Consider the following 24,677-nt stretch of genomic DNA (forward strand, 5'->3'; position numbering starts at 1 on the left):
CCGATTTGAAAATGGTTTCCGTTTTCATTGTATGGTGTTGACCATGCACTGGTTGTTCAGCCCCTTCGAGGTGTCGTTCGTACGGCAGGCCCTCTGGGGCGGGATCCTCGTCTCCCTGATCTGCGCCCTGGCCGGGACCTGGGTCGTCCTGCGCGGCCTGGCCTTCCTCGGCGACGCGATGTCGCACGGGATGCTCCCCGGGGTGGCCCTCGCGTCGCTGCTCGGCGGCGACATCCTGCTCGGCGCCGCGCTCAGCGCCGGGGCGATGGCTCTCGGCGTGACGGCGCTCGGCGGCGCGTCCAGTCCCTCGGGCTCCCCGGGCGCGGCCGGCCGCTCCGGCCCGTCCGGCTCTTCCGGCATGCCCAGGTTGTCCAGGCTGTCGCAGGACACGAGCGTCGGCCTTCTCTTCGCCGGGATGCTCGCCCTGGGAGTGATCGTCGTCTCGCACTCCCGGTCGTTCGCGGTCGACCTGACCGGCTTCCTGTTCGGCGACGTCCTCGCCGTACGGCCGGCGGACCTGATCCGGCTCGCCGCCGCGCTGCTCGTCGCCGCCGCGGTCTCGGCGCTCGGCCACCGGTCCTTCGTCGCCCTCGCCTTCGACCCGCGCACGGCGCACACCCTCGGGCTGCGGCCCCGGACGGCGCACGCCGTGCTGCTCGGGCTCGTCACCCTCGCCATCGTCGCGTCCTTCCACGTCGTCGGCACGCTCCTCGTCTTCGCCCTCCTCGTCGCACCGCCGGCGGCCGCGGCGCTGTGGGCCCGGCGCATCCCCGAGATCATGATCGGCGCGGCTCTGATCGGCGTCCTCTCGACGGTCGCCGGCCTGGTCGCGTCATGGCATCTGGGTACGGCCGCGGGCGCGACGGTCGCCGCCGTGGCCGTGTCGGCGTTCTTCGTGTCGGCGGCCGGCGCGGCGGTCGCGTCGCGGCCTCCCGGGCTCCTCGGGCTCGGCCGCCGGCGACGCCGTACCGGCTCCGCGCCGTCGGCCGCCGTCTCCGGCCCCCGGGTGGAAGCCGAGCGCGCGTCATGACCGGGAATCCGAAGGCGTCCGTGAGGATCGGCGCTCTCCGCGCCGGAGCCTTCCGCGCCGGGGCCCTGCTGGCCGCGATCTCACTGGCCGCATGCGCGTCGGCCGACCGGGGCGACGCCGGCGCCGCGCTCCCCGCTCAGGAGCGGGCACTCCCCCACGGGTACGTCGAGGGCGCCGAGGAACTGGCGGAGCCGCGGCCCCGGCTCGTGATCGGCGACGCCGGCACCGGAGCCGCGCGTGTCCTCGACCTGGTCACCGGCGCGGTCACCGCCGTGGCGCCCACCGCGAAGGCCGCCGGCGGGACCGGGAGCGCGGGCGGCGGCATCGGCAGGAGCACCGGGGGTGCGGCCGAGGGCTTCCACGGCGTGGGGAGCGACGGCCGGTTCGCCTACCTGGACGCCCTCGGCGGCACGGCCACGCGCGTCGTCGACGGCGGGGTGTGGACGGTGGACCACGGCGACCACTCCCACTACTACCTGACGGGGGCACGCGACATCGGGGTGCTGCCGGGACCCCGCGCGGTGCGCGTCCTCGGCGACGCGGCCGTCACCGCCGTGTCCTTCGCCGACGGCACGGCGCGGGTCCTGGACCGTGCCGCGCTGGAGAAGGGGGACCTCGTCGAGACCGCACGGCTCGACGTCGGACGGCACGGCGTGGTCGTGCCGTACGGCGAGCATCTGCTGGTGGCAGGCGGCGCGGCCGCCGGGACGGCGAAGGACGGCGTGGACGTGCGCGCACGGGACGGCCGTCCGGCGGGCCGGGTCGGCGTGCCCTGCCCGGAGCCGCTCGGAGCGGCCGTGACCCGCCGGGGCGCGGTGTTCGGATGCGCCGACGGCGCGCTGCTCGTCACCGTGAAGGGCGGCCGGTTCACCGGCGAGAAGATCCGCTACCCGGATGAGGCGCCGAGACACGATCGCGCCCGGGAGTTCCACCACCGCCCCGGAAGCGCGACCCTCGCGGCGCGAGCGGGCGATGCCGGGGTGTGGGTGCTCGACGTCTCCGCCCGCGGGTGGACCTTCCTGGAGACCGGGCCCACGCTGGCCGTCACCGCCACCGGCGACGGAGCTCCCGTCCTCTCGCTTAGCCCGGACGGCACGCTGCGCGCGTACGACCCGGGATCGGGCGAGGAGACCGCCGCGACCCGGCTGCTCGCCGCGCCCGCGACCGGGCCGGGCACGACGCCGGCGCCGGTCATCCAGGCGGACCGCACCCGCGCCTACGTCAGCGACCCGGCGGCCGAGGTGGTCCATGAGATCGACTACAACGACGACCTGCGGCGTGCCCGCACCTTCGATCTCGGGTTCACTCCCGGCGCGATGGTGGAGACGGGATGGTGACGGCCCCGCCGAAGGCCCGGATGAAGGCCCGGGTGAAGGCCCAGGTGAAGGCCCGGGTGAAGGCCCAGGTGAAGGCCCGGATGGCCTCCTTGATGTCCTCCCGGTCGACTCCCCTGACGAAGGTGCCTGCGGCCGTACGGAGAGTCTCGTCCACGACCTGGCGAGCCGCTTCCACCGGACGGCGGAGGGCGGCGTCCTCGGTCCCGCTCCTCGCGGCGATCGCCCTCGTGGCGTCGCTGGCCGTGGCGGGGTGCGCGGACGCGGACGAGCGGCGCCCGGCCGTCGTCGTCACCACGAACATCCTCGGAGACGTGACCCGCCGGATCGTCGGGGACGAAGCCGAGGTCACGGTGCTGATGAAGCCGGACGCCGACCCGCACTCGTTCGCCGTCTCCGCGCGCGAGGCGGCCGTGATCGAAAAGGCCGCCCTGGTCGTCCACAACGGCCTCGGCCTGGAGGAAGGCGTGCTGCGCAACGTCGAGGCGGCCGCGCAGTCAGGGGTGCCGACCCTCGCCGTCGGCGAGCACGTGGATCCGATCCGCTTCGCGACCGCCACCCCGGGCGACGCGGGGCAGGCCGATCGGAACGGTGCCACGGACGGCGGCGGGAGCGCCTCGGAGGAGCGGCCCGACCCCCACTTCTGGACCGACCCGCGACGCATGGCCATGGCGGTGGACGTGATCGCCGAACGGATCACGCACGAGGTGGACGGCGTCGACGCGGCGGCGGTCCGCGCGAACGCGGCACGCTACCGCGCCGAGATCGAGGCGCTCGACGCGTGGATACGGGAGCGGTTCGCCACCGTCCCGCCGGATCGGCGGAAGCTGGTGACCAACCACCATGTCTTCGGCTATCTGGCCGAGCGGTACGGCTTCACCGTCGTCGGCGCCGTGATCCCCAGCGGCACGACGCTCGCCTCCCCCAGCGCGGCGGACCTGAAGACGCTCGCCGACACCGTGCGCGCGGCGGGCGTGCGGGCGATATTCGCCGACTCCTCCCAGCCCGATCGGCTGGCCCGGGTCCTGGCCACTGAGGCCGGGCTGGAGGTCCGGGTCATCCCCCTGTTCACGGAATCCCTGAGCGAGCGGCGTGAGGGCGGCGCCACCTACGTGGCGATGATGCGCTCCAACGCGGAGGCCATGGTCGGCGGCCTCACCGGACGCTGACCCGCCGGAACACCGGAATCGGAACCAGAGAAAGGCACACCACGAAATGAACACCTGGCCGCGTACCCGACTCACGGCGATCCCCGCCCTGCTCGTCGCGGGACTCGCCCTCGCAGCCTGCGCGACGCGACAGCCGGAGACATCCGCCGGGGCGGCGCGCGCCGCCGACACCGCCGGCACCATCGACACCGCCTCGCCGCCGGCGCCCGACGCATCGGCGCGGTCGACGGCCCCGGTGACGGACCCCCTCGTCACCACCTACGACGGCGGGCTGTACGTCATCGACGGGAACAGCCTCCGGGTAGCCGCGGACATCCCGCTCCCCGGCTTCAACCGGGTCAACCCGGCCGGCGACGACCGGCACGTGCTGGTCTCCACCTCGACCGGGTTCCGGGTCCTGGACGCGGCCGCCCCGGCGCTGAAGGACGACGAGTTCCCGGGGGCGAAGCCCGGCCACGTCGTACGGCACGCCGGGAAGACCGTGCTCTTCTCCGACGGGACCGGGGTGGTGACCGTGTTCGATCCGAAGGACCTCGCCGGCGGCCTGCCCGGGGGCGAGACGTACACCTCCGCCGCGCCGCACCACGGCGTGGCGATCGAGCTGGCGAACGGCGAGCTCGTGACCACGCTCGGCACCGAGGAGAAGCGGGTCGGCGTCCAGGTCCTCGACCGGGCCCGCAAGGAGGTCGCCCGCAGCGAGAAGTGTCCGGGCGTCCACGGTGAAGCCGCCGCGAAGGGCGAGGCCGTCGTGCTCGGATGCGAGGACGGCGTCCTGCTCTACAGGAACGGGACGATCCGCAAGATCAGCAGCCCCGACCCGTACGGGCGGATCGGCAACCAGGCCGGGTCGGACGCGTCGGCGATCGTCCTCGGCGACTACAAGACGGACCCCGACGCCGAGCTCGAACGCCCGGAGCGGGTCTCGCTCATCGACACGGAGTCCGGTTCGATGCGGCTGGTGGACCTCGGCACCAGCTACACCTTCCGGTCTCTCGGGCGGGGTCCGAACGGCGAGGGCCTCGTGCTGGGGACCGACGGCCGGCTGCACGTGATCGACCCCGAGAGGGGGAAGGTCGTGGACCGCGTGGAGATCATGGCCGAGTGGCGGGAGCCGCTGGAGTGGCAGCAGCCCCGCCCGGCCCTCTTCGTACGAGGCGGCACGGCGTACGTGACCGACCCGGCGACGAGGGAGCTGCACGCCGTCGACATCGCGTCGAGGCGGAAGCTGGGCACGGCGACGCTGCCGAAGGCCCCCAACGAACTGAGCGGCGTCAGCGGCATCGGCGGCTGACCCCGTTGCCTCCGGACGGGATCCGGAGGGCGGTCCGGGCCGTTCCCACGAGCGGTCCGGACCGCGGCGGGTCGCGGAGCCACACCCCCCGACGGGGATGATTGCGTACAATCCTCCGAGAACCGGGACCGGCAGGATCACAGCTCAGCGAGGGACAGAGTGACCGAGGTCAGGGGCAACACGCGCGCGGCCTACGAGCAGATCCGCCAGGCCATCGTCGAGGGCCGCTACCCGCCCGGCCGGCGGCTGATCGAGCAGCGTATCGCCGAGGAGTTCGAGCTGTCCCGCACGCCGGTGCGCGAGTCGCTGCGCATGTTGGAGGCCGAGGGGCTCGTGCACAGCGAGCCCAACCGGGGCGCGGTCGTCCGTTCCGTCTCCGTTGAGGAGGTGGCGGACATCTACGCCCTGCGCGCGCTCCTGGAGTCGTTCGCAGCGGAGCTGGCCGCGAGCCGGGCCACCGACGAGGATCTCGCCCGTATCGACGAGGGCATCGCCCTCTTCGCCGCCGCGATCGAACCCTCCGCCCGCGGCACGCTCGAACGGGTGCGGGCTCTGAGCGAGGCGAACCGGCGCGTACACGGCGCGATCATCGACGCCGCCCGGCACGACCAGCTCGGCCAGTTGCTCGCCCGTACGGTCGAGGTCCCCCTCGTGTTCCAGGCGTTCCGGCAGTTCGACCGGAGCGAACTGGAACGGTCGCACCTGTTCCATCGGCTCATCCGTGACGCCGTCGCGTCCGGCGAGGGTGCCCGAGCGGCGCGGCTGATGAGCGAGCACGTGCTCCAGGGGCGCGACGTGCTCGTCGCGCACATCCGGGCGCACCCGCAGGGCGCCGAGCAACTGTTCACCCCGCCCACCCCCTGACGGGTCCGGGTCTTCCCGCGCACCGGGCGACGACGGTGGCCACCTCTCTGCGGGTTCGACGGACTTTCGCACGGACTTTCGGCGGATGCGCCCTCCGACGGGCGCATCGGCTCCGCCCGCGGAAGGCAACCGGTTTCACGATCGGCGCCGAGAGAACGCGCTGTTGAACTGCGTATCCATACTGAGGGGGAGATCCACCCCGATCAGACCCGCCCCCGCCGCGGCCGTCACCGCGTTGACGGACAGCGCGTTCCGCCCGCGCCCGGCGGCGATCTCGGTGGCACCGTGATCGAGAGTCCGGCCGGTGAACGCCGTCTGGGCGATCAGAACGGGCACGAACGCGGCGGGATCCGTGAAGGCCTCCTCCATCACCGACAGCAGCTCTGACGAGCGGAACACGGGGCTCCACGGCTCCCGTCCGGGCACGACGGGGAGGTCGCCGTCCGCGACCCCTGGCGCGCTCGTGTCGCGGATATGGGCGGCATCGTCCACGTCGCTGATGTATCCGGCCAGGATGCGCCCGGTGCTGGCAGGCCGTACGAATGACCCGGACGGCTTTCCGCCATGAATCCGCTCGGCCTGCAGATGGACGAACTCCGACGCGAGTTTCGCGGAGAGGTAACCGCGCGAGGGATTCCGCGACGAACCCTCGTGGTCGCGGAAGGTGAGCGTGGCGGCTTCCAGCGCTCCGCCCAGCGCGGCGCCGCCGTCGGCCATCCTGCGTTCCGTCAGGTAATGCCGCAACGCGGTGGGATCGCCGACGAAGAAATCCTGGGCCGCCTCGGCGTTCCGGCCGAGCGCGTCCATGAGCGCGACCATGACGCCGGGATCCGTGTTCAGCCGATATCTGGAAACGCGGTCGGCCATGTCGACCTTCCTGGCGACGGCGACCAGGAACCCGGCGTCGAAACCGCCGTACAGCGACGGCCAGAGGTCCGGCGTCCGCCGAATTCTGGCCGAGGCGAGGTGCGCCTGAGGACGAACGGGCGCCGCGCCGGCCGCCGTTCTCCATATGGGTCACTCAGCCTCCGACCGTGCCGTCAGCCCCAGCCGAGATTCCCCAGGACAGGGGAGCCGGCGGCATCCCAGCCGATTTCGCCCTTCAGCAGCCCGGCGACCGCGTCACCGCACATCGCTATCGCGCTGCTGTTGATGAGCCCGCTCGACCCGGCGTACCCACAGGGCGCGAGAACCTCGTCGGGAACGGCCGGCCCGAAGGACGACACGCGCCTGTTCACGCGTTCGACAAGGTTCAGCACCACCGCCATCCGGTCCGGATCGTCTCCGACGTACTCGTCCAGCCTGGCGCCCCTCCATGCTCCGTACGCGTCGTCGGTGGCCTGCAGACGCCAGTAGTCGCGGGCCTCGGCCAGCCAGCCCGGCGCCTCGGGGTAGGCGCCGGCCTCCAGCCACATCAGGTGAAGCCAGATCTGGACATACGCGTCGACGGACCAGAACCCGCGTTCCCGGTATTCGATGAACGATCTCGCCATGGCGGTCCCAGCCTCGGAGTCGCGGTCGGCCTGTGGTGCGCCGGCGCTTCGCGCCGACGCCGCCACGTCAGAATGCCCTCCGGAACACCGGATGTCGCCCGGTTTGCCGACGATCGAGCACACCGCCGACGCTGTCAGCCGATCTGGACGCCGTCGAGGACGCCGAGCGCGTCCGGGACCAGGACGGCCGCCGAGTAGTAGGCGGTGACGAGATAGGAGGCGATCGCCTTGTCGTCGATGCCGGTGCGCCTGACCGACACGCCGGGCTCGTACTCGTCCGGCAGGCCGGTGCGGTGCAGCCCGATCACCCCCTGGTCCTCCTCCCCCACCCGCATGACGATGATCGAGCTGACTCCCCGGCGGCTGACGGGGATCTTGTCGCACGGCAGGATCGGCACGCCGCGCCAGGCCGTGACCGTGGACTCCCCGAACCGGGCGGAGTCCGGATACAACCCCCTCTTGTTGCACTCCACCGCGAACGCGGCGATCGCCCGGGGGTGGGCCACGAAACAGTGCGTCTTCCGCCGCCGGCACAGGAGCTCGTCGAGGTCGTCGGGGGTGGGCGGGCCGCCGCGGGTGTGGATCCGCTGCCCCAGGTCCGCGTTGTGCAGCAGGCCGAACTCGCGGTTGTTGACCAGCTCGTGCTCCTGCCGCTCCCGCAACGCCTCGACCGTGAGCCGCAACTGCTGCTCGGTCTGGTTCATCGGCTCGTTGTACAGATCCGCCACCCGCGTGTGGACCCGCAGGATCGTCTGCGCCACGCTCAGCTCGTACTCACGCGGCTCGGCCTCGTAGTCCACGAACGTCCCCGGCAGCGCCACCTCCCCCACATGCCCCGCCGCCAGCTCGATCTCCGCCTCGCCGTGCCTGTTCTGCCGGACGCGGGAGGCCGCGGCGAACCGCGACATGTGCTCCCGGAGCGGCCCCGACCGGTCGAGCACGTCCCGCAGCGCCTCGACGGGAAGGCGCAGCACCGTGCACTCGGTGCCCGCCGTCGCCGTGAACCCCCACGTCATCGCCGTGCCGGTCAGGGCCTGCGCGCCGAGGTGGTCGCCGTCGGCCAGCGCGCCGAGCGTCCGGGACCGCCCGTGCTCCCCGGCCGCGGTGACCTCGACCCTCCCGTACGCCACGAGGATCACGTGCTCCACGGCGTCTCCCGCCGAGACCAGGACCTGGCCGGGCGACAGCTCCCGCTGGACGAAGCGGTCGGCCAGCGCGTCCAGGACCGGCAGGTCCGCGAACCCGCGCAGCGGGGGCAGTTCCGCCAGGCTCGCCGGAAGGACCCTCGCCCGCCCGTCCGCCGAGGTGACCGTGACGCGGCCCGCGGGGGGCCGGTGGGTGCGGCGCCGGTTCACCCGATAGGCGCCGCCTTTCACCGGCACCCACGGCAGCGCCCGCAGCAGGTGCCGGGGCGACGTCTCCCGCGTCTGCGGCGCGGACTTGGTCGTCGTCGCCAGGTTCCGCGCGGCGGCGGTCCCGAGGCTCAGCCGGGGCTCCCCGGCGTCGGTCGCGCTCATCGGCACATCACAGATCCCCGGGTCGCGGCGGACGACGTCAGCAGCCGGGCGGCGGCGGTGCCGAGGCCCGTCGGACCGTTCGGCACCGCTCCTCTCGGCACCGGATACCTCAGCTCGGACTCCACGTAGCGCCGGGTCCGCTCGTGCCAGAGCTGGATCGCGGCCATCCAGTCCTCCAGTCCCGCGACATACGCGGTGAGCGCGGCGCGCGCCCCCTCGTCCAGGCCGTAGTCGTCGAACAGCACGGGCAGCTCGGTGGCGACGAGGTGCTGGAACTGGCGCAGCCGTGACGCGATCAGATCGGTGACGACGCCGAGGGCCCGGCGCGCGTCGCAGCGGAAGAAGTCCTGCACGACGAGGACGCAGTTGTGCAGCTCGCCCTCGTACTGGACCTCCTTCTGGTACGAGTAGACGTCGTTGATCAAGCAGCCGACGTCGGCGGTCGCGTTCTCCAGCCCCAGCATCGTGCGGCTGCCGTAGATCTCGGGGGGCACCCGCAGATCGTTGACCGGGCGGGACAACGCCCGGGTGAGGTCCGAACCGAAGGTCCGGCGCCGCATCTCCATGTAGTCGACGGGGTCGGGGACCCGGTTCTGCATGTGGTTGGCCAGCTCCCACAGCCAGCTCTCCGTCATGCTCTCCACCCCCGTCCGGAACGCGTGCCGGGCCTCCATGGTCATGCCGGCCGCCGTACGGGCCCACAGGTCGCCCAGACTGCGCTCCACCGGGTTCGCCGGCGGCGGGGTGACGCCCAGGTCCAGCGGCATGAACGCGGACAGCCGCTCGTTGAACACCCGGGCGCCCGCCATGTCGCCGGTGGGGCCGAAGACCACGGGGAAGTAGTCGTCGCCGTACGTCCCCCAGGTGAGCCACTCCGCCGAGAGCGTCAACTCGTGCGCGGAGACCTCCGGATCGATCCTGGCCGAGCACAGGGCGAAGTCGAAGCCCTCGTTCTGCCGCCGCGTCCACAGCGCGGGGCCGGCCACGCCCGGTATCGGGTCGTAGAACCCCATGCGCCCCGCCCAGGCGAGGCTCTCCGTTCGCGCCGCGTCCAGGTGCGGGTTGAGCCGCACCGGGTACGGCAGGGCGATCCCGTCCCTGGGCAGCGGCTCCACCCGCTGGTAGCGGGTGCGGGTGAAGCTCCTGACGCCGCCCGGTCCGCGCAGCCCGGCGGCGATCCGGATCCGTGTGGAGGCGGTGCCGAGGCCGGTGGGCCCGCCGGGCGCCCACCCGCCCGGCTCCGGGGGCGAGCCTGGCGACGGGTCCGGGGCCGCCTCCTGCGACGCGCCGTTCATGTAGCGGCTGGAGCGCATGTGCCACTCGTGCCCGCCGGACTGCCAGTCCTGCAGCCCCTTCACGTACGCGAGGACGGCGAGCCGCTCCGCCGGGTCGAGCGCGTGCTCCTCGAACAGCGGGGGCAGCTCGGTGAGCGCCGTGTTCTCGAACTGGTGCAGCCGGGAGGTCAGCAGGTCGTTGACGGCGTCGGCGGCCTCCTGGGTCCCGTAGCCGAGGAACCGCTCGAAGACGAGGATCCCGTTGCTCAGCTCGCCCTCCTCCTCGACCTCGCGCTGGTAGGAGAAGATGTCGTTCCTCAGGTGGACCGCGTCGGCGAAGGTGTCCCTGAGCACGTGCATCGGGCGGGTGCCGGCGACGCGGGCAGGGATCTCGGCGCCCACCGCGTGCTCGACCAGGTTCGCCGACCAGGGGGCGCCGCCGACCCTGCGCCGCATCTCGATGTACTCCATCGGGTTGGCGACCCGGCCCGCGTCGATGTTGGACAGCTCCCACAGCGACTCGTTCAGCAGGTTCGCGGTGCTCTCGATGAACCTGAGCCGCCAGTCCCGCGACATGCCCGGCACCGTACGGGCCCACAGGTCGGCGAGGCCGCGTTCGACGGGGTTGGTCGCCTCGGGCGTGGCCGCCCCGTCATGGGCGGGCATGAAGGCCGGGAGCCGGTCGAGGTACTCCTTGGCGCCGGCCGTGTCCCGGCTCCGCTTGTACACCTCGAGGAAGTGGTCGTCGAAGAAGAACACCCAGACGTACCAGTCGGTGATGAGGTCCAGCTCGTCGGCGGGCGCGTCGGGGTGGATGTAGGCGCACATCAGGCCGTAGTCCATGGCGTCGAGGAGCCGCTCGTCCCAGACGCCGAGCGCGGGGTCGAGCATGCCCATGTCCCGCGCCCACTGCCTGGTGTGCGTGCGCGCGCCCTCCAGGTGCGGGTTGAGCCGGGCCGGGTACGGCACGTAGAAGTCGGGAAGCTCGAAGGGTTGCTTCATCATCTGCCTCGTCGCCGGCCGCTAGCCGATCTCGACGCTCTCGAGGACGCCGAGCGCGTCCGGGACCAGGACCGCCGCCGAGTAGTAGACGGTGACCAGGTACGAGATGATCGCCTTGTCGCTGATCCCCATGAACCGGACCGACACGCCGGGCTGGTACTCGTCCGGCAGCCCGGTGCGGTGCAGGCCGATGACGCCCTGGTTCGCCTCGCCGGTCCGCATGGCGATGATCGAGCTCACGCCGCGGTCGCTGACCGGGATCTTGTTGCACGGCAGGATCGGCACCCCGCGCCAGGCCGGGACGCGGTTGCCGTGCAGCTCGGCGCTCTGCGGGTAGAGACCGCGGCTGTTGCACTCGCGGGCGAACGCGGCGATGGCGCGGGGGTGCGCCAGGATGTAGCCGGGTTCCTTCCACACCTTGGCGAGCAGCGCGTCCATGTCGTCGGGGGTGGGCGGGCCGCTGCGCGTGTGGATCCGCTGTCCCAGGTCCGCGTTGTGCAGCAGGCCGAACTCGCGGTTGTTGACCAGCTCGTGCTCCTGCCGCTCCCGCAACGCCTCGACCGTGAGCCGCAACTGCTGCTCGGTCTGGTTCATCGGCTCGTTGTACAGATCCGCCACCCGCGTGTGGACCCGCAGGATCGTCTGCGCCACGCTCAGCTCGTACTCACGCGGCTCGGCCTCGTAGTCCACGAACGTCCCCGGCAGCGCCACCTCCCCCACATGCCCCGCCGCCAGCTCGATCTCCGCCTCGCCGTGGGCGTTGACGGCCCGGTTCCCGTCGGGCTCCCTGCTGTCGAGGTACTCCTGGAGGACGGGCGACTGGGACGCGACCTCCTGGAACGCTCCACGTGACAGGATCAGCGCGGTGCAGGGGGTGATGGCCTTGGCCGTGAAGTCCCACACGGCCGTCTCGTCGGTCAGGGCCCGGTCGCCGAAGTGGTCGCCGTCGGCCAGGACGTCGCCCACCGTCTCGGTCCCGTACGCGCCGGGGATGAGCCGGTTCACCTTGCCGTGCGCGATGAGCACGACCCGGTCCGCGGGTGCGCCCGCGCCGACGATCACCTCGCCCGGCTCGAACTCCCGCTGGGTGAACCGTCCGGCGAGGGCCTCGAGCACGTCGCCGTCGTCGAAGCGGCGCAGCGTGGGCAGCTCGCACAGCTCGGCCGGGATGACGCGGACGTCCGCCCCGGTGGAGACGAACGTGATCCGGCCGTCCCCGAGGGCGTAGCTGAGCCGCCGGTTCACCCGGTAGACGCCGCCCGCGACCTGCACCCACGGGAGGATCCGGAGCAGGTGCCGCGAGGTGATCTCCTGCATCTGCGGCACGGACTTGGTCGTCGTCGCCAGGTTCCGCGCGGCCGCGGTGCCGAGGCTGAGCTGCGGCTGCTCGTTGGCGGGAACGGTTTCGGTCATGACGTGAACCACCTCTCTGTGGGTTTCCTGGGCGTGCCCGCGGAACGCGCGGCGGAAGGCATGGGGCCTCCCGCCGCGCGGTCAGGGTCTCCGCGGCTGGTACGACTGCGGTCTTCGGGGGCCGAGGCGTGGACACGGCGCCGCCGCCCATGCGCTGTGGGCGCGCCGGGCTCGGACGGGCCGGGTGACGGCCCCGGGGTCAGCGGGTGCGGTGGATGAGGCCGTCGGCGAGCAGGCCGAGCCCGTCCCTGGCCTCGGGGTCGATCGGGGCGGTGCGCAGGACCTGGAGCGCCTCGCGGGCGCGTTCGTCGATCATGGCCTCCACGCGCGCCAGCGCCCCGGTGCCGATCACGATCTGGCGTACTCCCGCGGCCTGCTCCTCGGTCAGCTCCGGGTTGCCGTGCCAGGTCCGCAGGTGGGCGGCCTCGGCGGGCGACGCGTGCTGGAGCGCGTGCGCGATGAGGATGGTGTGCTTGCCCTCCCTGAGGTCGTCGAGCACGGGCTTCCCCGTCTCGGCCGGGTCGCCGAACATGCCGAGCACGTCGTCGCGGAGCTGGAACGCCTCTCCCAGCGGGACGCCGAACCCGGAGTAGAGATCGAGCAGGGACGGGGCCGCCCCGGCCAGCGCCCCGCCGATCTGGAGGGGGCGCTCCACGGTGTACTTGGCCGTCTTGTAGCGCACGACGGTGAGCGCCTGCTCCACGGTCGGCAGGTCGCGCACCTGGGCGAGGATGTCGAGGTACTGCCCGGCGATCACCTCGGTGCGGAGCCGGTCGAAGAGGGTCCGCGCCCGCTTCAGCCGGGACGGCTCGACGCCGCTGCCGGACAGCAGTTCGTCGGACCAGGCGAGGGTGAGCGTGCCGAGCAGGATCGCCGCCGCCTGCCCGAACGAGCGGGCGGCCAGCCCCGGGTGCAGCCCGGCGAGGCTGCGGTGCATGGTCGGGCGGCCCCGGCGCAGGTCGCTGCTGTCCATGATGTCGTCGTGGATGAGCAGGCCGGCGTGGCACAGTTCGAGGGCGGCCCCGGCGGAGATGATCTGGTCGCAGTCCGCGCCCCCGGCTCCCCGCCATCCCCAGTAGCACAGGAGCGGCCGCACCCGCTTGCCTCCGCCGAGGATGAAGCCGCGCAGCAGCCGGTAGGCCGTCGTCACCTCGGGATCGGCCACGGGCGCGGCGTGCTCGTCGAGGAACGCGGCGAGCCGCCGGTCGACGAGCGTTCTGATCCGGTGGTCGGTCTCGGCGGCGCTCCCCCCTGCCGTCTCGCGGCCCGCGTCCCCGGCCGCCTCCTGGAACGTGTCGCCGGCCGGCTCCGCGGCCGTCCGCCGGACCGTCGCCCGGTCGCTCTCCACCGTCATCGTCCGTCCCCCTCAAGGAAGCTCCGACGCACAGGACGCTATTGATCGGTTACCGGCCGGGGGAAGGTGCCGTTCCGGAGAATGGAACGCGCCACGATCCGCCCCGGCTGCCGTACCGGCTCCGACGTGCGGGTCCACGGCGCGCCGCCCGGATCCATAACATCTTTGACACGCAGTGTGGCGATTCATCGCCGTGGGTAATCATGGTCTTGCGAATCCCCAGCCGGAGCTTGCTCTCACATCGCTCGTAAGGTGCACACCGACAGAATGCCGCGAACCATCACCCATCAGGCGTCGTCCCTGCCCCGACCGCTCCCCGCGGCGCAACCGCCGGGCACACCGGGCACCCCCCGTCCCCTGGAGAGATCGAGCCCCCTGGAGAACGGGGGCCCGCTCGAGAAGCCGAGCAGTCTGGAGAAGGCGATATCGATCCTCACCTCGCTCAGCGCGGCCGTGCAACCGGTGAGCCTCGCCGAGCTGTCCAGGCGGACCGGCCTGCCGAAGACGACGGCGTACCGCCTGCTCGGGGTCCTGTGCGCCAAGGGGCTCACGCAGCGGATCGGCATCGACTACGCCATCGGCGACCGGCTGGTCAGCCTGGCCGGTCCGGGGCCGAGGATGATCCCCGGCACGCGTCCGCTCGTCCTCCCGCACCTCGTCCGCCTGTACGAGCGGACGCGGCAGACGGTCAACCTGGCCGTCCCCCGGGGGCTGGAGGTCGCCTACGTCGAGCGCGTGTACGGGCACGGCCGGGTGAGCTCGCCGTCGGACGAGGTCGACCGCGCCCCGCTGCACTGCACGGCCGGCGGCAAGGTGCTGCTCGCGTTCGACCACGCGCTCAACGCGTCCTTCCGCGAGCGCGGCACGCTGGACCGCATGACGCGGCGCACGATCGTCGCGCACGCCGCCCTCGACCGGGAGTTGCGCGTGGTGCGCCGCCACGGCGTCGCGTACGCGCGCGAGGAGTTCGCCGAGGGCGTCGTGTGCGCGGCCGCCCCGGTGTTCGACGGCGACGGCGGCGTCCGCATGGCGGTGAGCGTGGCGTGCCCCGCGCCGTCCTCCGTCTCGGGAGAGGTCGCCGCGCTGGTCAAGCAGACGGCGCACGCGGTCTCCGCCACGATCGTCACCGCCCTGTCCGCGATGGCGCTGCGACCGCACCCCGAAGGACCGCCCGCGTCCTTCCTCTGACCTCCCCGGTGTACGGGTGTGCCGAGAGTCGGTTCCGGTCGTCTCCGGGAACAGCCATGATCGGCCAGGATTGCGGGCGGGGCCCTACCTCTCCAAGGCGGCGGCCCCGCCCGGGTCGGGGTCGCGAAGCCGGACCGGCGGATCTACGAGATCGCCGCCGAGCGCGCGGGCGCGGCTCCGGAACGCTGCCTGTTCGTCGACGACCGGCCGGAGAACGTCGCGGCCGCCACCGCGCTCGGCATGACCGGGGTCGTGTACGGCGGGCCCGCGGACCTGCGGACGACGCTGGCTCCCTTCACCGGGTGACGACGCCGGGCGCGCCCGGTCCCGGGGGGTGCGGCCCGTACGGGTCGCCGAGGCGACGCCTCCGCCGGAACGGATTCGGAGCGGAGCCCCCGCGCGGCGAGCCGGCCTGCCTCTCCCCTTGTGCGAGCATGATCGCCGGGGGGCTCCAGAGTGTTCGGGGGATAAATGCTTCGCAGATTCGTGCTGGCGGCGGCCGTCGTCGCCGGACTGTCCGCGCCGTCCTGGGCGGCCGACGCTTCCACGTCGTCGTCGACGACCGCGACGTCGACGGCGTGCGCGCCGGGGTCGCCGTGCGCCGCGGCGCTGTGCCCTCCGGGCACCGTCTGCGTCCCCGCGCCCAAGCAGTGTTTCACCACGCCGTGCCCGCAGTTCGACTGCGTTCCGGTGCCCGGGGTCACGCGGACCGGATCGGATGGCCGCCCCGGCGAATGGGTGTACGCCTCGACCCTGTCCTGGTCCTGGTCCTGGTCGTCGCCCTGAACGTGGATCTGAACCCGCGGATCCTGTGACAGGCGGCTGAGCCGCCCGGCCGTCTGCAGGGCCGGCGACGCCGCGGAACCGTACGGCGGCCCATCCGGTCGGTGCGCACCGACCGGACGGGCCGCGGGCGTGTCCGGCCTACCGCCGCCGGCGCCCGGGGCGGCGACGCCCCCGCCGTACGCGTGGCGGCTGTCAACCGCCCAGGCGGACGGGGAGCCGGGCCAGCCGCCAGGAGGCGGGCAGGAGCTGGCGTTCGAGGTCCTCGGGCGGCACGGCCAGCCGGAGGCCGGGGAAGCGGCGGGTCAGCGCCTGGAAGGCGACCTCGCCCTCCTGGCGGGCCAGCGCCGCTCCCAGGCAGTAGTGCATCCCGTGCCCGAACCCGACGTGGACCTCGCGGCGTCCGTCGGGCTCGCGGGTGATGTCGAGCCGGTCCGGGTCGTCGAACCGGCGTGGGTCGTAGTTGGCCGAGACGAGCACGGCCATCACGGGCTCGCCGCGCCGCACGAGGGTCTCTCCGAACTCCACGTCCTCGGCGGCGTACCGGATCCGGGTCGCCTGCACCGGACCGCACCAGCGCATCAGCTCGTGGACGGCGCGGGGCGCCAGCGCGGGGTCGGCGCGCAGCGCCGCGAGCTGGTCGGGGTGGGTGAGCAGGGCCGCGGTGCCGTTGCCGATCAGGTGGGCCGTGGTCTCGTGCCCGGCGAGGACCAGGGTCAGCACCATGGTGACCATCTCGGTGTCGCTGAGCCGGTCGCCGTCCTCGTCGTGGGCCCGGATCAGGCCGGTGAGCAGATCGTCACCCGGCCGGGCGCGGCGGCGCTCGAACAGGTCGTGGATATGCTCGACCATCCGGGACAGCGGCTCGTTCAACGCCCCCGGCCGGAGGGAGACCAGAGCCCTGCCCCAGTCGCGCCACTGGGGGCGATCCTCCTCCGGGATGCCGACCAGCTCGCAGATCACCGTGATCGGCAGCGGGTAGGCGAACCCCTCGATGAGGTCGGCGACGCCGTCCTCGGCGAGGCCGGGGAGCCGGTCGAGGAGGTCCTCGGTGATCCGCTCCACGCGGGGGCGCAACTCGGCGACGCGGCGCGCGGTGAATGCCCGGGAGACCAGCCTGCGCAACCGGATGTGGTCGGCGCCGTCGGCGTCGAGAACGCTGTCGAGCACGTATTTGGCGTACTCGCGCGGCACCCCGCGGGCCTCGATGAGCTCCTCGCGGATGTTGTGGGCGTCCGTCCCCGGCACGTTCGCCGGGTTGTTCACGAACCGGTGGTCGCCCAGCACCGTCTTGACGTCGTCGTACCGGGTGACCAGCCAGATCGGGGTGCTCGCTCCGGCGAAGACGGCGCGCGTGATCGGCGCCTGCTCCCTGATGCGCGAGTAGCCCCGGAACGGGTCGCTCAGCAGGCCGGGGTCCATCATGTCGACGGGACCGACGATGCCGGAAGTGCTCATCGAATCTCCTTGAGGTGTGGAACCGTTACCGGCGATGTGCCCGGATGTGAGCCCGGGGCAGCGGGCCGGGGCCTCGTGGCCCGGCGTCCCCGTGTCCGGATTCCCGCTCCGGCGTGAAAAGGAAGCGCGGCGGTGACGGACGAACCGCGTCGAGGATCCGCTCCGCCCGCCGGTCGCTCCCGGCCTCTGCCGGGCCGGCCGTCCCCCTTGCGACGTGCGTCATGGCTTCCCCTGCCCCCCAGGGTCGTGGCCGGATGACGGATCGGGTCACCGCCAGTCGAACGTAAGCCGGATCGGGCTCGCGGGCAACGCTCCCTGCCGGTACGGAGTGCGATCCGGGCGGTTCGAGTCCTGCTACCGGGTGCGTGCGGTGCTCCGGCCTCCGGTCCGGGAGGCGGGACACCGCCCCATACGCCTCGGGCCCGCACGGCCGCCTGCCCTGACCTCGCGGCCCCCGGCTCGGGCCGCGGCCGCGCGATCGTATCCCCGGCGTTCCCACGGCTCATTAGGAACGGAACCCTCCTAATGGCGGTCTAGTGTCGGAGACACGGAAACCGCCGCCGGACTCCGGTCCGGCCTCCCGTACGGCGAGGCGAGGCGGTGCCCGCGTCCGATCTTCCCCGCGCTCCGTGGCCCCGCCCGCGCGGGCCCCTCCCCCGAACCGCGTCCGAGAATGAGGAGAACCACATGACCGCGAACACGACGAGCTGGGCCGTACTGGACGAGGCGCACGAGGCGCTGCGGACCGTCGTCCGGGGCGTGGCGGACGGGGACTGGGCGCTGCCGACCCCCTGCTCGTCCTGGAACGTCACCCAGGTGCTCCAGCACGCCGCCGGCGACCAGACCGCCTTCGCCGCGTTCATCACCGGCGGCCCGGGGCCTACGGAGGATCCGTTCGCGCCGTCGGGCACCCTCGCCGCGGACGCCCGGGGCGTGGCCGAGGAGGCGATGAAGGCCGCGGCCGACGCCTGGGCGACGGTCGCCGCGGACGCCGAGAACGTGTCGGTCCCGGTGCCGCCCGGCAAGCTGCCCGCCGCGGTCGGCGCGGGAGCCTGCGCTCTCGACGCCGCGGTGCACGCGTGGGACATCGCCGCCGCCACGGGGCAGCCCTCTCCGCTCACTCCGGGGCTCGCGCGGGTCCTGATGGACGTCGCCGAGCGCATCGTCGAGCCGCTCCGGGCCTACGGCGCGTACGGCCCGGCGCTGGAAACGCGGGACGGGGACGACGACGTGGCCGTGCTGCTGCGCTACCTGGGCCGCGACCCCAGGTGGTCCGCCCGCTGACCCTCCCGCGGGCGAAGGCCGCTTCGACACACACCGCCGCTTTGTGGCACGGTTCGAACCTGCCCCGTAAACGGGGACGAGACGGCCACGACGGAGGTTCGCCCGACCCGTGCCAGGGACGCCGGCCGCAGGGCCGGCGCTCCGGCGTCGAGCCGGGTGGCCCCCGCCGGACAGGAGAGGCATCCATGGACATCGTCACGGCGGACCTGTACGACGAGCGCGGCGCGGAGCTGGACTCCTGCGACCTCCAGCTCCGCCAGTACGGCGGGCGCCGCGCGTTCCACGGCACGATCGCCACGGTGCGCTGCCACGAGGACAACGCGCTGCTCAAGGCCGTCGTGTCGGAACCCGGCGAGGGGCGCGTCCTCGTCGTCGACGGAGGCGGGTCGCTGCACGCCGCGCTGATGGGCGACATGATCGCGGGCATCGCGGTCGCCCGCGGCTGGGCGGGAGTGGTGATCAACGGCGCGGTCCGTGACGTGGCGGCACTGCGCGAGCTGGACCTCGGCGTCAAGGCCCTCGGCTCCAATCCGCGCAAGAGCGCCAAGAACGGCACGGGAGACCGGGACGTTCCCGTCACCTTCGGCGGTGTCGTGTTCCGCCCCGGCGCCGAGTTGTTCAGCGACGACGACGGGATCCTCGTCACCGCGATGTGAGAGGCGCGAACCGCTCAGGCGCGGGTGGTGAGGGCGATGTCGAACTCCACGCCCACCTCGTCGCTGAGTTTCAGCGCGCCGAAGAGAGCGGAGTAGGGCCGGATGCCCCACCGGCTCTGCACCACCGTCGTCGATCCGCGCACGCGGTCGCCGGCCGCCCGGCCGTCGATGGTGACGGTGTGGGTGGCGCCGGCGATGGTGAGGTCGCCCTCCACGTGGAACGACTCCAGGGTGCCGTCCACACGCGACGACCGGAACGTGATCGTCGGGTGCTCGCGCGCGTTCAGGACCTTCTCGCGGAGGTTCCGCACGATGTCCGCGCGGTCGGAGTCGCTCAGCGGCTTGATGCCGCCGGAGCCCTCCTTCACCTCGATCGACGCGACGTCGACCTCCACGGTGACCGACGAACCCGCCGGGTCGGCCACGACGGCCCGCCCCCGCCAGCGCGCGGGCTCAAGGGTGAGGTCGTGACCGGCCTTCGCGCCCAGGCCCGCCCGGGTCGTCTTGATGAGGAGCCGCCCGGCCTCGGGGCCGATGTCGTAGGTGCCAGGCTCGATGCCCATGTCCCCCAGCCTAGGACGTGTGCGACGGGCGCCCGACAGGGGGCGCGACCTCCCACGGTCGGCAGGCATCGGACAGTGCCGCGAGCCGGGAAGGCGGCGACGGCTCGCTCTCCAGCTTCTACCGGGTCGCGATCGACGTGGTCGCCGGGGGGCAGGCCGGGCGGCTGAGCTCCGGGGCCGCGCTGCGAACCCCGACGCGGTCCCCGTCACCGCCCTGACCGCTCACAGTGTCCCGAACCCTTCGTGAATCGACGGGTAGACCGGTTGCCAGCCCAGCTCGCGCTTGGCCTTGGCGTTGCTCAGGCGGATGCGGCTGTCGACCATGAACGCTTTCATGTACGGCACAGCCGACAGCACCCAGGCCGGCACGGCCCTCGGCGGCGCGGCGCCGACGGAGGCGGCCAGCACGCTGAGGTAGTCGGCGAACTCGACCGGCTCGTCGTCGCAGATGTTGTAGGCCTGGCCGGGACGACCGCGCTCCAGCGCCGCCACCGCGGCGGTCGCGGCGTCGTGGATGTGGATGGGCGAGGTGACCCCCGAAGGGCGGGGCACGGGCAGCAGCCCGCGTCTGGTCTTGTCGGCCAGTTGCCGTGTCATGGGCTCCGGGCCGTAGAACATGCCGTAGCGCAGGGCGACGCCGTCGACGCCCGGCGTGCCCAGGACCTGCTCCTCGTTGGCACGCAGGGAGCGCATATGCACGTCCATCCCTCGATGTCCGGTCAGCGTCGCGAACGGCCGGTCCTCCGTCACCGGTTCCGTGCCATGGTCGCGGTAGCCGTACCCCAGGTAGAACGACTGGGTGACGAAATGTCGGGCGCCGACGAGCGCGGCGGCGCGCAGCAGGTTCGCCGTTCCCTGATCGCGCAGCGCGTCGGTGGCATAGAGGCTGCGATGGAACATCGGCATGCCGGTGATCGAGGTGGCCTGGTGGATCACCGCGTCGGCTTCGCGCCCGTCGAGCGCGGCCAGCAGCTCGCCCGCGTCCATGATGCCGACGCGCACCGGCTCGGCACCGGCCGCCGCCAGACGACCGGCCCCGCGATCGGACCTGGTCAGGCCGAGCACCTCATGACCGGCGGCCAGCAACAGCGGAACCAGCGCGCTTCCTATCGTGCCGGTGGCCCCGGCCAGAAGCACCCTCATGCCGCCACCTTCATACGGCGTGCCCGCACCGAACGGAGCCGCATCACCAGCCCCGGCACCGCGAGCGCGGACACCGCCGACAGCACCCATGGGTCGGACGCTTTACCGCCCATCTCCAGGTCGAGAGCATGGTTGAGGGCGTGGAACGTGTTGGTGAAGATGAAGCCGGCCAGCACGAGGGTGATGACATCACGCCACCAGAGCGCCAGCAGCATCATCAGTCCGATGCCGATCTGGAAGACACCCGCATCGTGCAGGAAGTGCACGTGATTCGGCCAGTTCGCCCATGCGGCGAAGCCCGCCGGATCCAGCCGCGCCCACCAGCCGGTGGCGAGCATGGACAGCGCCGCGAGCACGACGACGGCTCTGACGATCCGCATGAAAATCCTCCTCGAGTCCTGGGGAGCCGAGTCGGCTCGGCTCCCCGGAATTCTGGACGTTAACGACGGCGCGCAGCTCCTGTCAATACGAACCGACTCGGCTCCTCGTGCCGTGTAAGCTGCGCGCATGCGTAAGGAACCGGATCCGGCGCGACGCAACCCCCAGTCGACCAACGCGATCCTGCGAGCCGCCCTCCAGCTGGCGCAGGAGGAAGGCTTGTCCAAGGTCAGCATCGACGGCATCGCCGCCCGCGCGGGCGTGGGCAGGCGGACCATCTACCGGTGGTGGCCTTCCAAGAGCGCGGTCGTCCTCGACGCCTACGTGCAGCGACTGCGAGACACTCCCTTGATGCGCCCCCGCTCGGCGCCGAGCGACGACGTACGTGCCGACCTGGTCGGCATGGTGAAGGACACCTGGATCGAGGTGGTGGGCGACTCGGCCCCCCTGGTCGCCGCCCTGATCGGGGAAGCGCAGCACGACAAGGAGGTCGCCGCCCGCCTGTGGGAGCGGCTCATCGCCCCGTCGAGCGAGCCGGTGATGGCGCGCATCAAGCTGGCCCAGGACCAGGGGCAGATCGCGGCCGAGGCCGACCCCTACCGCTGCGCCGAGCTCCTCTACGGCCAGATCTACCTGCGACTGCTCCTCACACCGAACGACCTCGACGAGTCGTTCCTCGAAGACTGCGTCGATCTGGCGCTGAACGGACTACGGGCGCGATAGCCGTACAGCACCCTCGTTCGGCCCGGCGAACGGGAGATTCAGGTGCGCCTGTTCGCCGCTCCGTGCTTGCGACCTCCCACGGTCGGCAGGCATCGGACGGTGCCGCGAGCCGGGAAGGCGGCGACGGCGTCGGGTCTACTTGAGGCCCGCCGGCAGCAGGACACGGAGCGTGGCGTGGACGGCGTCCAGGTCCACCGCCTCGGGGGAGACCCGCCACTGGGCGTGGACACCGATGAGCGCCCCCACCAGCACCACCGCGAACGCCTCCGGGGCGGTTCCCGCAGGCAGCGTCGCCTCCGATATCCGGGCCAGTACCGACTCCCGGAGCGCCGCATGGAGCCGCGCATAGTGCTCGCGGATCGGCGAGCCGACCTCCACCGCCTCGGCGAGCAGGGTGATGAACAATCGCGTGACAGGCCGGCGCATGAAGCCCATGACCTCGTCCAGCGGATCACTGGAGCGTTCCCCCGCGGGCAGGGTGGACGCGGTCAGGACGACATCGATTTGGTCGTCGATCACGGCTTCCAGCAGGCCCAGCTTGTTGCCGAAGTGCCAGGGGATGGAGCCGCGGCTGATGCCCGCCTTGTCGGCGATGTCGATGAAGCTCGTCCGCTGGTATCCCTTCTCGGCGAAGAGCTCGGCGGCGGCCGTCACCAGCAGTCGGCGGCTCTCCTCGGTCCTCTGGATACGTCGCGTGGCCATGCGAACCATCAAACCAGGCATGCCGAATGACAGAGCAAATGTTGGCCGCTATAGCCTGTGTCATCCAACATAGAACCACAAGGAGGCTCTCCATGCGTTGGGTGACCTACGCGACGGACACCGGCGACCGCGTCGGAGTGATCGGAGAGGACCTGATCCATCCCGTCGCCCCCGGCGTGAGCTTGCTCGATCTCATCGGCCGCGGCGCGGAGGAGCTGCGTGCGACGGGAGAGGCGGCGTCGGCGTCGTCCGCGGAGACGGTTCCCCTGGGCGAGGCGAGGCTGCGCCCGCCGATTCCGCGGCCGCCCTCGATCCGCGACTGCCTGTGCTTCCTCGATCACATGCGCAACTGCCAGCAGGCCGCAGGGCAGCCGCGCGAGCTCAAGGACGCCTGGTACCAGATCCCGGCCTTCTACTTCGCCTGCCCCTCGACGATCGCCGGCCCGTACGACGATGTGACGATCTCGCCGGGCAGCGCCTGGTTCGACTTCGAACTGGAGATCGCCGCGGTCATCGGCCCGGGCGGCCGGGACCTCACGCCGGAACAGGCCGAGGAACACATCATCGGCTACACGATCTACAACGACTGGTCGGCACGGGACCTGCAACTGCGCGAGACGCCGCTGGCGATCGGCCAGGCCAAGGGCAAGGACGGTGCGACCACGTTCGGCCCGTTCCTGGTCACTCCGGACGAGCTGGAGCCCTACCGCCGCGACGGCAAGCTCGCCCTTCGGGCCGAGGCCGCTGTCAACGGTGAAACCATCGGCTCAGGCTGTACCGACACCATGGACTGGAGCTTCGGAGAGGTCATCTCCTATGCCTCGCGCGGCGTGGACCTGCTGCCCGGTGACGTGTTCGGCTCCGGCACCGTGCCCGGCTGCTGCCTCATCGAGCACCTGTCCATGACCGACCCGACCGCGTTCCCCGGCTGGTTGCGGGACGGCGACGTCGTCGAACTGACCGTCGAGGGACTGGGCCGTACCCGTCAGACCGTCCGCGCGTCCGCGCGTCCGTACCCGCTGACGCCCCGGCACAACCCCGACCGGCGCCCGCCCCGCCCGCGCGTCAACAGCGCCCCCTCCAGGCTGCCCTACACCCGCGGGCTGCACGAGGTCGGCGCAGGCGTACGGGCCTGGCTCCTGCCCGACGGCGGGTACGGCCTGAGCAACGCCGGACTGGTCACGGGCGACGGCGCCTCCCTCCTGGTGGACACCCTGTTCGACCTGCCGCTGACCGCCGAGATGCTCGACGCCATGCGCGAGATCACCGATCGGCACCCGCTCACCCACGCCGCCATCACGCACTCCAACGGCGACCACACGCACGGCAACCAGCTGCTGGGCGAGCACATCAGGATCATCTCCGCCGAGGCCACCTGCGCGGAGATGCGGCATGAGATGCCCCCCGAGATGCTGACCGCCACCCAAGTCATGGACATCGGCCCGGCGACCTCCTACTTCCGGGAACGCTTCGACGCCTTCGACTTCAGCGGCATCCGCCTGCGGCTGCCCAGCATGACCTTCGACAGGGACCTCACCCTGAACATCGGAGGCCGCGAGATGCGCCTGATGAACCTCGGCCCCGCCCACACCAGCGCCGACACGGTCGTGCATGTGCCGGACGCGGGTGTGCTCTTCGCGGGCGACCTGTTGTTCATCGGCTGCACCCCGATCGTGTGGAGCGGTCCGATCGCCAACTGGATCGACGCCTGCGACAGGATGATCGCAACCGGCGCCCACACGATCGTCCCCGGTCACGGCCCGGTCACCGACCCCGACGGGATCCGCGCGGTGCGCGGCTACCTCACCCACGTGGTCGAGCAGGCGGACGCAGCTCACGCCCGCGGCCTCTCTTTCCCCGAGGCGATCAGGACGGTGGACCTGGATGAGTACGGGACCTGGCTGGACGCCGAGCGGATCGTGGTCAACCTGCACCGCCGCTACCGGGAACTCGACCCCACCACCACACCTCATCTGGACCAGATGACGCTGATGGCCATGATGGCCGAGAAAGCGCTCGCATGAGGCTGCCGAAGACCGCGCACACCTCCCGCCCGTG

The 24,677-nt window shown here is 72.3% G+C and carries 23 protein-coding genes; 12 read left to right on the forward strand and 11 right to left on the reverse strand.

Annotated elements, in window-relative coordinates; translation table 11 throughout:
* The first annotated feature begins 43 nt into the window (after positions 1-43).
* The 5 genes from AWQ70_RS18480 (at position 44) to AWQ70_RS18500 (ending at position 5,688) form a co-directional block, all read left to right on the forward strand.
* The gene (locus AWQ70_RS18480) at positions 44-1,030 is read left to right on the forward strand and encodes a metal ABC transporter permease (protein ID WP_084517413.1); all 987 of its coding nucleotides are present in this window, start codon (positions 44-46) and stop codon (positions 1,028-1,030) included.
* Between the two features lie 20 nt (positions 1,031-1,050).
* Positions 1,051-2,367, forward strand: coding sequence for a hypothetical protein (locus tag AWQ70_RS18485; protein WP_067178041.1), 1,317 nt, complete (start codon positions 1,051-1,053; stop codon positions 2,365-2,367).
* A complete protein-coding gene (gene aztC, locus AWQ70_RS18490) occupies positions 2,361-3,533 on the forward strand; it encodes a zinc ABC transporter substrate-binding protein AztC (RefSeq protein ID WP_245647031.1) in 1,173 nt (390 codons plus the stop codon). Before AWQ70_RS18485 ends, aztC begins: the two co-directional genes overlap by 7 nt.
* Before the next feature lie 46 nt (positions 3,534-3,579).
* Positions 3,580-4,824 carry a zinc metallochaperone AztD gene (gene aztD, locus AWQ70_RS18495; protein WP_067177663.1) on the forward strand — a complete coding sequence of 415 codons (1,245 nt, stop codon included), beginning with the start codon at positions 3,580-3,582 and terminating at the stop codon, positions 4,822-4,824.
* A 159-nt stretch (positions 4,825-4,983) separates the two neighbouring features.
* Complete coding sequence (locus tag AWQ70_RS18500; RefSeq protein WP_067177665.1) at positions 4,984-5,688, forward strand: GntR family transcriptional regulator; 705 nt, start codon at positions 4,984-4,986, stop codon at positions 5,686-5,688.
* A 135-nt stretch (positions 5,689-5,823) separates the two neighbouring features.
* Here AWQ70_RS18500 and AWQ70_RS18505 read toward each other — a convergent pair whose 3' ends face one another.
* From AWQ70_RS18505 to AWQ70_RS18530, 6 genes are all read right to left on the reverse strand, one after another.
* Complete coding sequence (locus AWQ70_RS18505; RefSeq protein WP_157530163.1) at positions 5,824-6,495, reverse strand: hypothetical protein; 672 nt, start codon at positions 6,493-6,495, stop codon at positions 5,824-5,826.
* A 233-nt stretch (positions 6,496-6,728) separates the two neighbouring features.
* Complete coding sequence (locus tag AWQ70_RS18510; RefSeq protein ID WP_067177670.1) at positions 6,729-7,181, reverse strand: hypothetical protein; 453 nt, start codon at positions 7,179-7,181, stop codon at positions 6,729-6,731.
* Positions 7,182-7,315: 134 nt separating this feature from the next.
* Positions 7,316-8,698: a family 2B encapsulin nanocompartment shell protein gene (locus AWQ70_RS18515; RefSeq protein ID WP_067178049.1), complete on the reverse strand. Its 1,383-nt coding sequence runs from the start codon at positions 8,696-8,698 to the stop codon at positions 7,316-7,318.
* The gene (locus tag AWQ70_RS18520; RefSeq protein WP_306303406.1) at positions 8,695-10,977 is read right to left on the reverse strand and encodes a terpene synthase family protein; all 2,283 of its coding nucleotides are present in this window, start codon (positions 10,975-10,977) and stop codon (positions 8,695-8,697) included. The genes AWQ70_RS18515 and AWQ70_RS18520 overlap by 4 nt, the downstream gene beginning before the upstream one ends.
* Positions 10,978-10,995: 18 nt before the next feature.
* Positions 10,996-12,387: a family 2B encapsulin nanocompartment shell protein gene (locus AWQ70_RS18525; protein ID WP_067177672.1), complete on the reverse strand. Its 1,392-nt coding sequence runs from the start codon at positions 12,385-12,387 to the stop codon at positions 10,996-10,998.
* A gap of 199 nt (positions 12,388-12,586) precedes the next feature.
* On the reverse strand, positions 12,587-13,741 hold the full coding sequence (locus tag AWQ70_RS18530; RefSeq protein ID WP_084517340.1) for a polyprenyl synthetase family protein: 1,155 nt from the start codon (positions 13,739-13,741) through the stop codon (positions 12,587-12,589).
* Between the two features lie 267 nt (positions 13,742-14,008).
* Between AWQ70_RS18530 and AWQ70_RS18535 the strand changes: the two genes are divergently transcribed.
* The 3 genes from AWQ70_RS18535 (at position 14,009) to AWQ70_RS37780 (ending at position 15,715) form a co-directional block, all read left to right on the forward strand.
* Positions 14,009-14,929, forward strand: coding sequence for an IclR family transcriptional regulator (locus AWQ70_RS18535; RefSeq protein ID WP_084517342.1), 921 nt, complete (start codon positions 14,009-14,011; stop codon positions 14,927-14,929).
* A 150-nt stretch (positions 14,930-15,079) separates the two neighbouring features.
* The gene (locus AWQ70_RS37775) at positions 15,080-15,235 is read left to right on the forward strand and encodes an HAD-IA family hydrolase (RefSeq protein ID WP_245647039.1); all 156 of its coding nucleotides are present in this window, start codon (positions 15,080-15,082) and stop codon (positions 15,233-15,235) included.
* A 165-nt stretch (positions 15,236-15,400) separates the two neighbouring features.
* Complete coding sequence (locus AWQ70_RS37780; protein WP_157530164.1) at positions 15,401-15,715, forward strand: hypothetical protein; 315 nt, start codon at positions 15,401-15,403, stop codon at positions 15,713-15,715.
* 192 nt (positions 15,716-15,907) lie between these two features.
* On the opposite strand, the gene AWQ70_RS18540 is transcribed toward AWQ70_RS37780, so the two are convergent.
* On the reverse strand, positions 15,908-17,170 hold the full coding sequence (locus AWQ70_RS18540) for a cytochrome P450 family protein (RefSeq protein WP_067177677.1): 1,263 nt from the start codon (positions 17,168-17,170) through the stop codon (positions 15,908-15,910).
* A gap of 687 nt (positions 17,171-17,857) precedes the next feature.
* Between AWQ70_RS18540 and AWQ70_RS18545 the strand changes: the two genes are divergently transcribed.
* Both AWQ70_RS18545 and rraA read left to right on the forward strand, forming a co-directional pair.
* Positions 17,858-18,454, forward strand: coding sequence for a TIGR03086 family metal-binding protein (locus AWQ70_RS18545; protein WP_067177679.1), 597 nt, complete (start codon positions 17,858-17,860; stop codon positions 18,452-18,454).
* Positions 18,455-18,639: 185 nt separating this feature from the next.
* A complete protein-coding gene (rraA, locus tag AWQ70_RS18550) occupies positions 18,640-19,110 on the forward strand; it encodes a ribonuclease E activity regulator RraA (RefSeq protein ID WP_067177681.1) in 471 nt (156 codons plus the stop codon).
* A 14-nt stretch (positions 19,111-19,124) separates the two neighbouring features.
* Here the strand turns inward: rraA and AWQ70_RS18555 are convergent, their stop codons facing one another.
* The 3 genes from AWQ70_RS18555 to AWQ70_RS18565 all read right to left on the reverse strand — a co-directional run bounded on the left by AWQ70_RS18555 (position 19,125) and on the right by AWQ70_RS18565 (position 21,196).
* Positions 19,125-19,673 (reverse strand): YceI family protein, encoded by a 549-nt coding sequence (locus tag AWQ70_RS18555; RefSeq protein ID WP_067177683.1) that lies wholly within the window; start codon positions 19,671-19,673, stop codon positions 19,125-19,127.
* A gap of 222 nt (positions 19,674-19,895) precedes the next feature.
* Positions 19,896-20,816, reverse strand: a complete 921-nt coding sequence (locus AWQ70_RS18560; RefSeq protein ID WP_067177685.1) for an NAD-dependent epimerase/dehydratase family protein — start codon at positions 20,814-20,816, stop codon at positions 19,896-19,898.
* The gene (locus tag AWQ70_RS18565) at positions 20,813-21,196 is read right to left on the reverse strand and encodes a hypothetical protein (RefSeq protein WP_067177688.1); all 384 of its coding nucleotides are present in this window, start codon (positions 21,194-21,196) and stop codon (positions 20,813-20,815) included. Before AWQ70_RS18565 ends, AWQ70_RS18560 begins: the two co-directional genes overlap by 4 nt.
* Before the next feature lie 127 nt (positions 21,197-21,323).
* Here AWQ70_RS18565 and AWQ70_RS18570 point away from each other — a divergent pair, with 127 nt between their 5' ends.
* On the forward strand, positions 21,324-21,917 hold the full coding sequence (locus AWQ70_RS18570; RefSeq protein ID WP_067177689.1) for a TetR/AcrR family transcriptional regulator: 594 nt from the start codon (positions 21,324-21,326) through the stop codon (positions 21,915-21,917).
* 135 nt (positions 21,918-22,052) lie between these two features.
* On the opposite strand, the gene AWQ70_RS18575 is transcribed toward AWQ70_RS18570, so the two are convergent.
* On the reverse strand, positions 22,053-22,619 hold the full coding sequence (locus tag AWQ70_RS18575) for a TetR family transcriptional regulator (protein ID WP_067177691.1): 567 nt from the start codon (positions 22,617-22,619) through the stop codon (positions 22,053-22,055).
* Between the two features lie 92 nt (positions 22,620-22,711).
* Between AWQ70_RS18575 and AWQ70_RS18580 the strand changes: the two genes are divergently transcribed.
* Positions 22,712-24,643: a fumarylacetoacetate hydrolase family protein gene (locus tag AWQ70_RS18580; protein WP_067177693.1), complete on the forward strand. Its 1,932-nt coding sequence runs from the start codon at positions 22,712-22,714 to the stop codon at positions 24,641-24,643.
* Positions 24,644-24,677: the final 34 nt, after the last annotated feature.

This window comes from Microtetraspora niveoalba (genome assembly GCF_001570405.1).
GTDB classification, from domain to species: Bacteria; Actinomycetota; Actinomycetes; order Streptosporangiales; family Streptosporangiaceae; genus Microtetraspora; species Microtetraspora niveoalba.

Excerpts from the sequence above, each read along its gene's own strand:
- AWQ70_RS18530 (WP_084517340.1), bottom strand. The coding sequence starts at position 13,741 with ATGACGGTGGAGAGCGACCGGGCGACGGTCCGGCGGACGGCCGCGGAG.
- aztD (WP_067177663.1), top strand. The coding sequence starts at position 3,580 with ATGAACACCTGGCCGCGTACCCGACTCACGGCGATCCCCGCCCTGCTC.
- AWQ70_RS18480 (WP_084517413.1), top strand. The coding sequence starts at position 44 with ATGCACTGGTTGTTCAGCCCCTTCGAGGTGTCGTTCGTACGGCAGGCC.
- AWQ70_RS18510 (WP_067177670.1), bottom strand. The coding sequence starts at position 7,181 with ATGGCGAGATCGTTCATCGAATACCGGGAACGCGGGTTCTGGTCCGTC.
- AWQ70_RS18505 (WP_157530163.1), bottom strand. The coding sequence starts at position 6,495 with ATGGACGCGCTCGGCCGGAACGCCGAGGCGGCCCAGGATTTCTTCGTC.
- aztC (WP_245647031.1), top strand. The coding sequence starts at position 2,361 with ATGGTGACGGCCCCGCCGAAGGCCCGGATGAAGGCCCGGGTGAAGGCC.
- AWQ70_RS18570 (WP_067177689.1), top strand. The coding sequence starts at position 21,324 with ATGCGTAAGGAACCGGATCCGGCGCGACGCAACCCCCAGTCGACCAAC.
- AWQ70_RS18535 (WP_084517342.1), top strand. The coding sequence starts at position 14,009 with ATGCCGCGAACCATCACCCATCAGGCGTCGTCCCTGCCCCGACCGCTC.
- AWQ70_RS18560 (WP_067177685.1), bottom strand. The coding sequence starts at position 20,816 with ATGAGGGTGCTTCTGGCCGGGGCCACCGGCACGATAGGAAGCGCGCTG.
- AWQ70_RS18545 (WP_067177679.1), top strand. The coding sequence starts at position 17,858 with ATGACCGCGAACACGACGAGCTGGGCCGTACTGGACGAGGCGCACGAG.
- AWQ70_RS18565 (WP_067177688.1), bottom strand. The coding sequence starts at position 21,196 with ATGCGGATCGTCAGAGCCGTCGTCGTGCTCGCGGCGCTGTCCATGCTC.
- AWQ70_RS18575 (WP_067177691.1), bottom strand. The coding sequence starts at position 22,619 with ATGGCCACGCGACGTATCCAGAGGACCGAGGAGAGCCGCCGACTGCTG.
- AWQ70_RS18520 (WP_306303406.1), bottom strand. The coding sequence starts at position 10,977 with ATGATGAAGCAACCCTTCGAGCTTCCCGACTTCTACGTGCCGTACCCG.
- rraA (WP_067177681.1), top strand. The coding sequence starts at position 18,640 with ATGGACATCGTCACGGCGGACCTGTACGACGAGCGCGGCGCGGAGCTG.
- AWQ70_RS18580 (WP_067177693.1), top strand. The coding sequence starts at position 22,712 with ATGCGTTGGGTGACCTACGCGACGGACACCGGCGACCGCGTCGGAGTG.
- AWQ70_RS18540 (WP_067177677.1), bottom strand. The coding sequence starts at position 17,170 with ATGAGCACTTCCGGCATCGTCGGTCCCGTCGACATGATGGACCCCGGC.
- AWQ70_RS18525 (WP_067177672.1), bottom strand. The coding sequence starts at position 12,387 with ATGACCGAAACCGTTCCCGCCAACGAGCAGCCGCAGCTCAGCCTCGGC.
- AWQ70_RS18555 (WP_067177683.1), bottom strand. The coding sequence starts at position 19,673 with ATGGGCATCGAGCCTGGCACCTACGACATCGGCCCCGAGGCCGGGCGG.
- AWQ70_RS18515 (WP_067178049.1), bottom strand. The coding sequence starts at position 8,698 with ATGAGCGCGACCGACGCCGGGGAGCCCCGGCTGAGCCTCGGGACCGCC.
- AWQ70_RS37780 (WP_157530164.1), top strand. The coding sequence starts at position 15,401 with ATGCTTCGCAGATTCGTGCTGGCGGCGGCCGTCGTCGCCGGACTGTCC.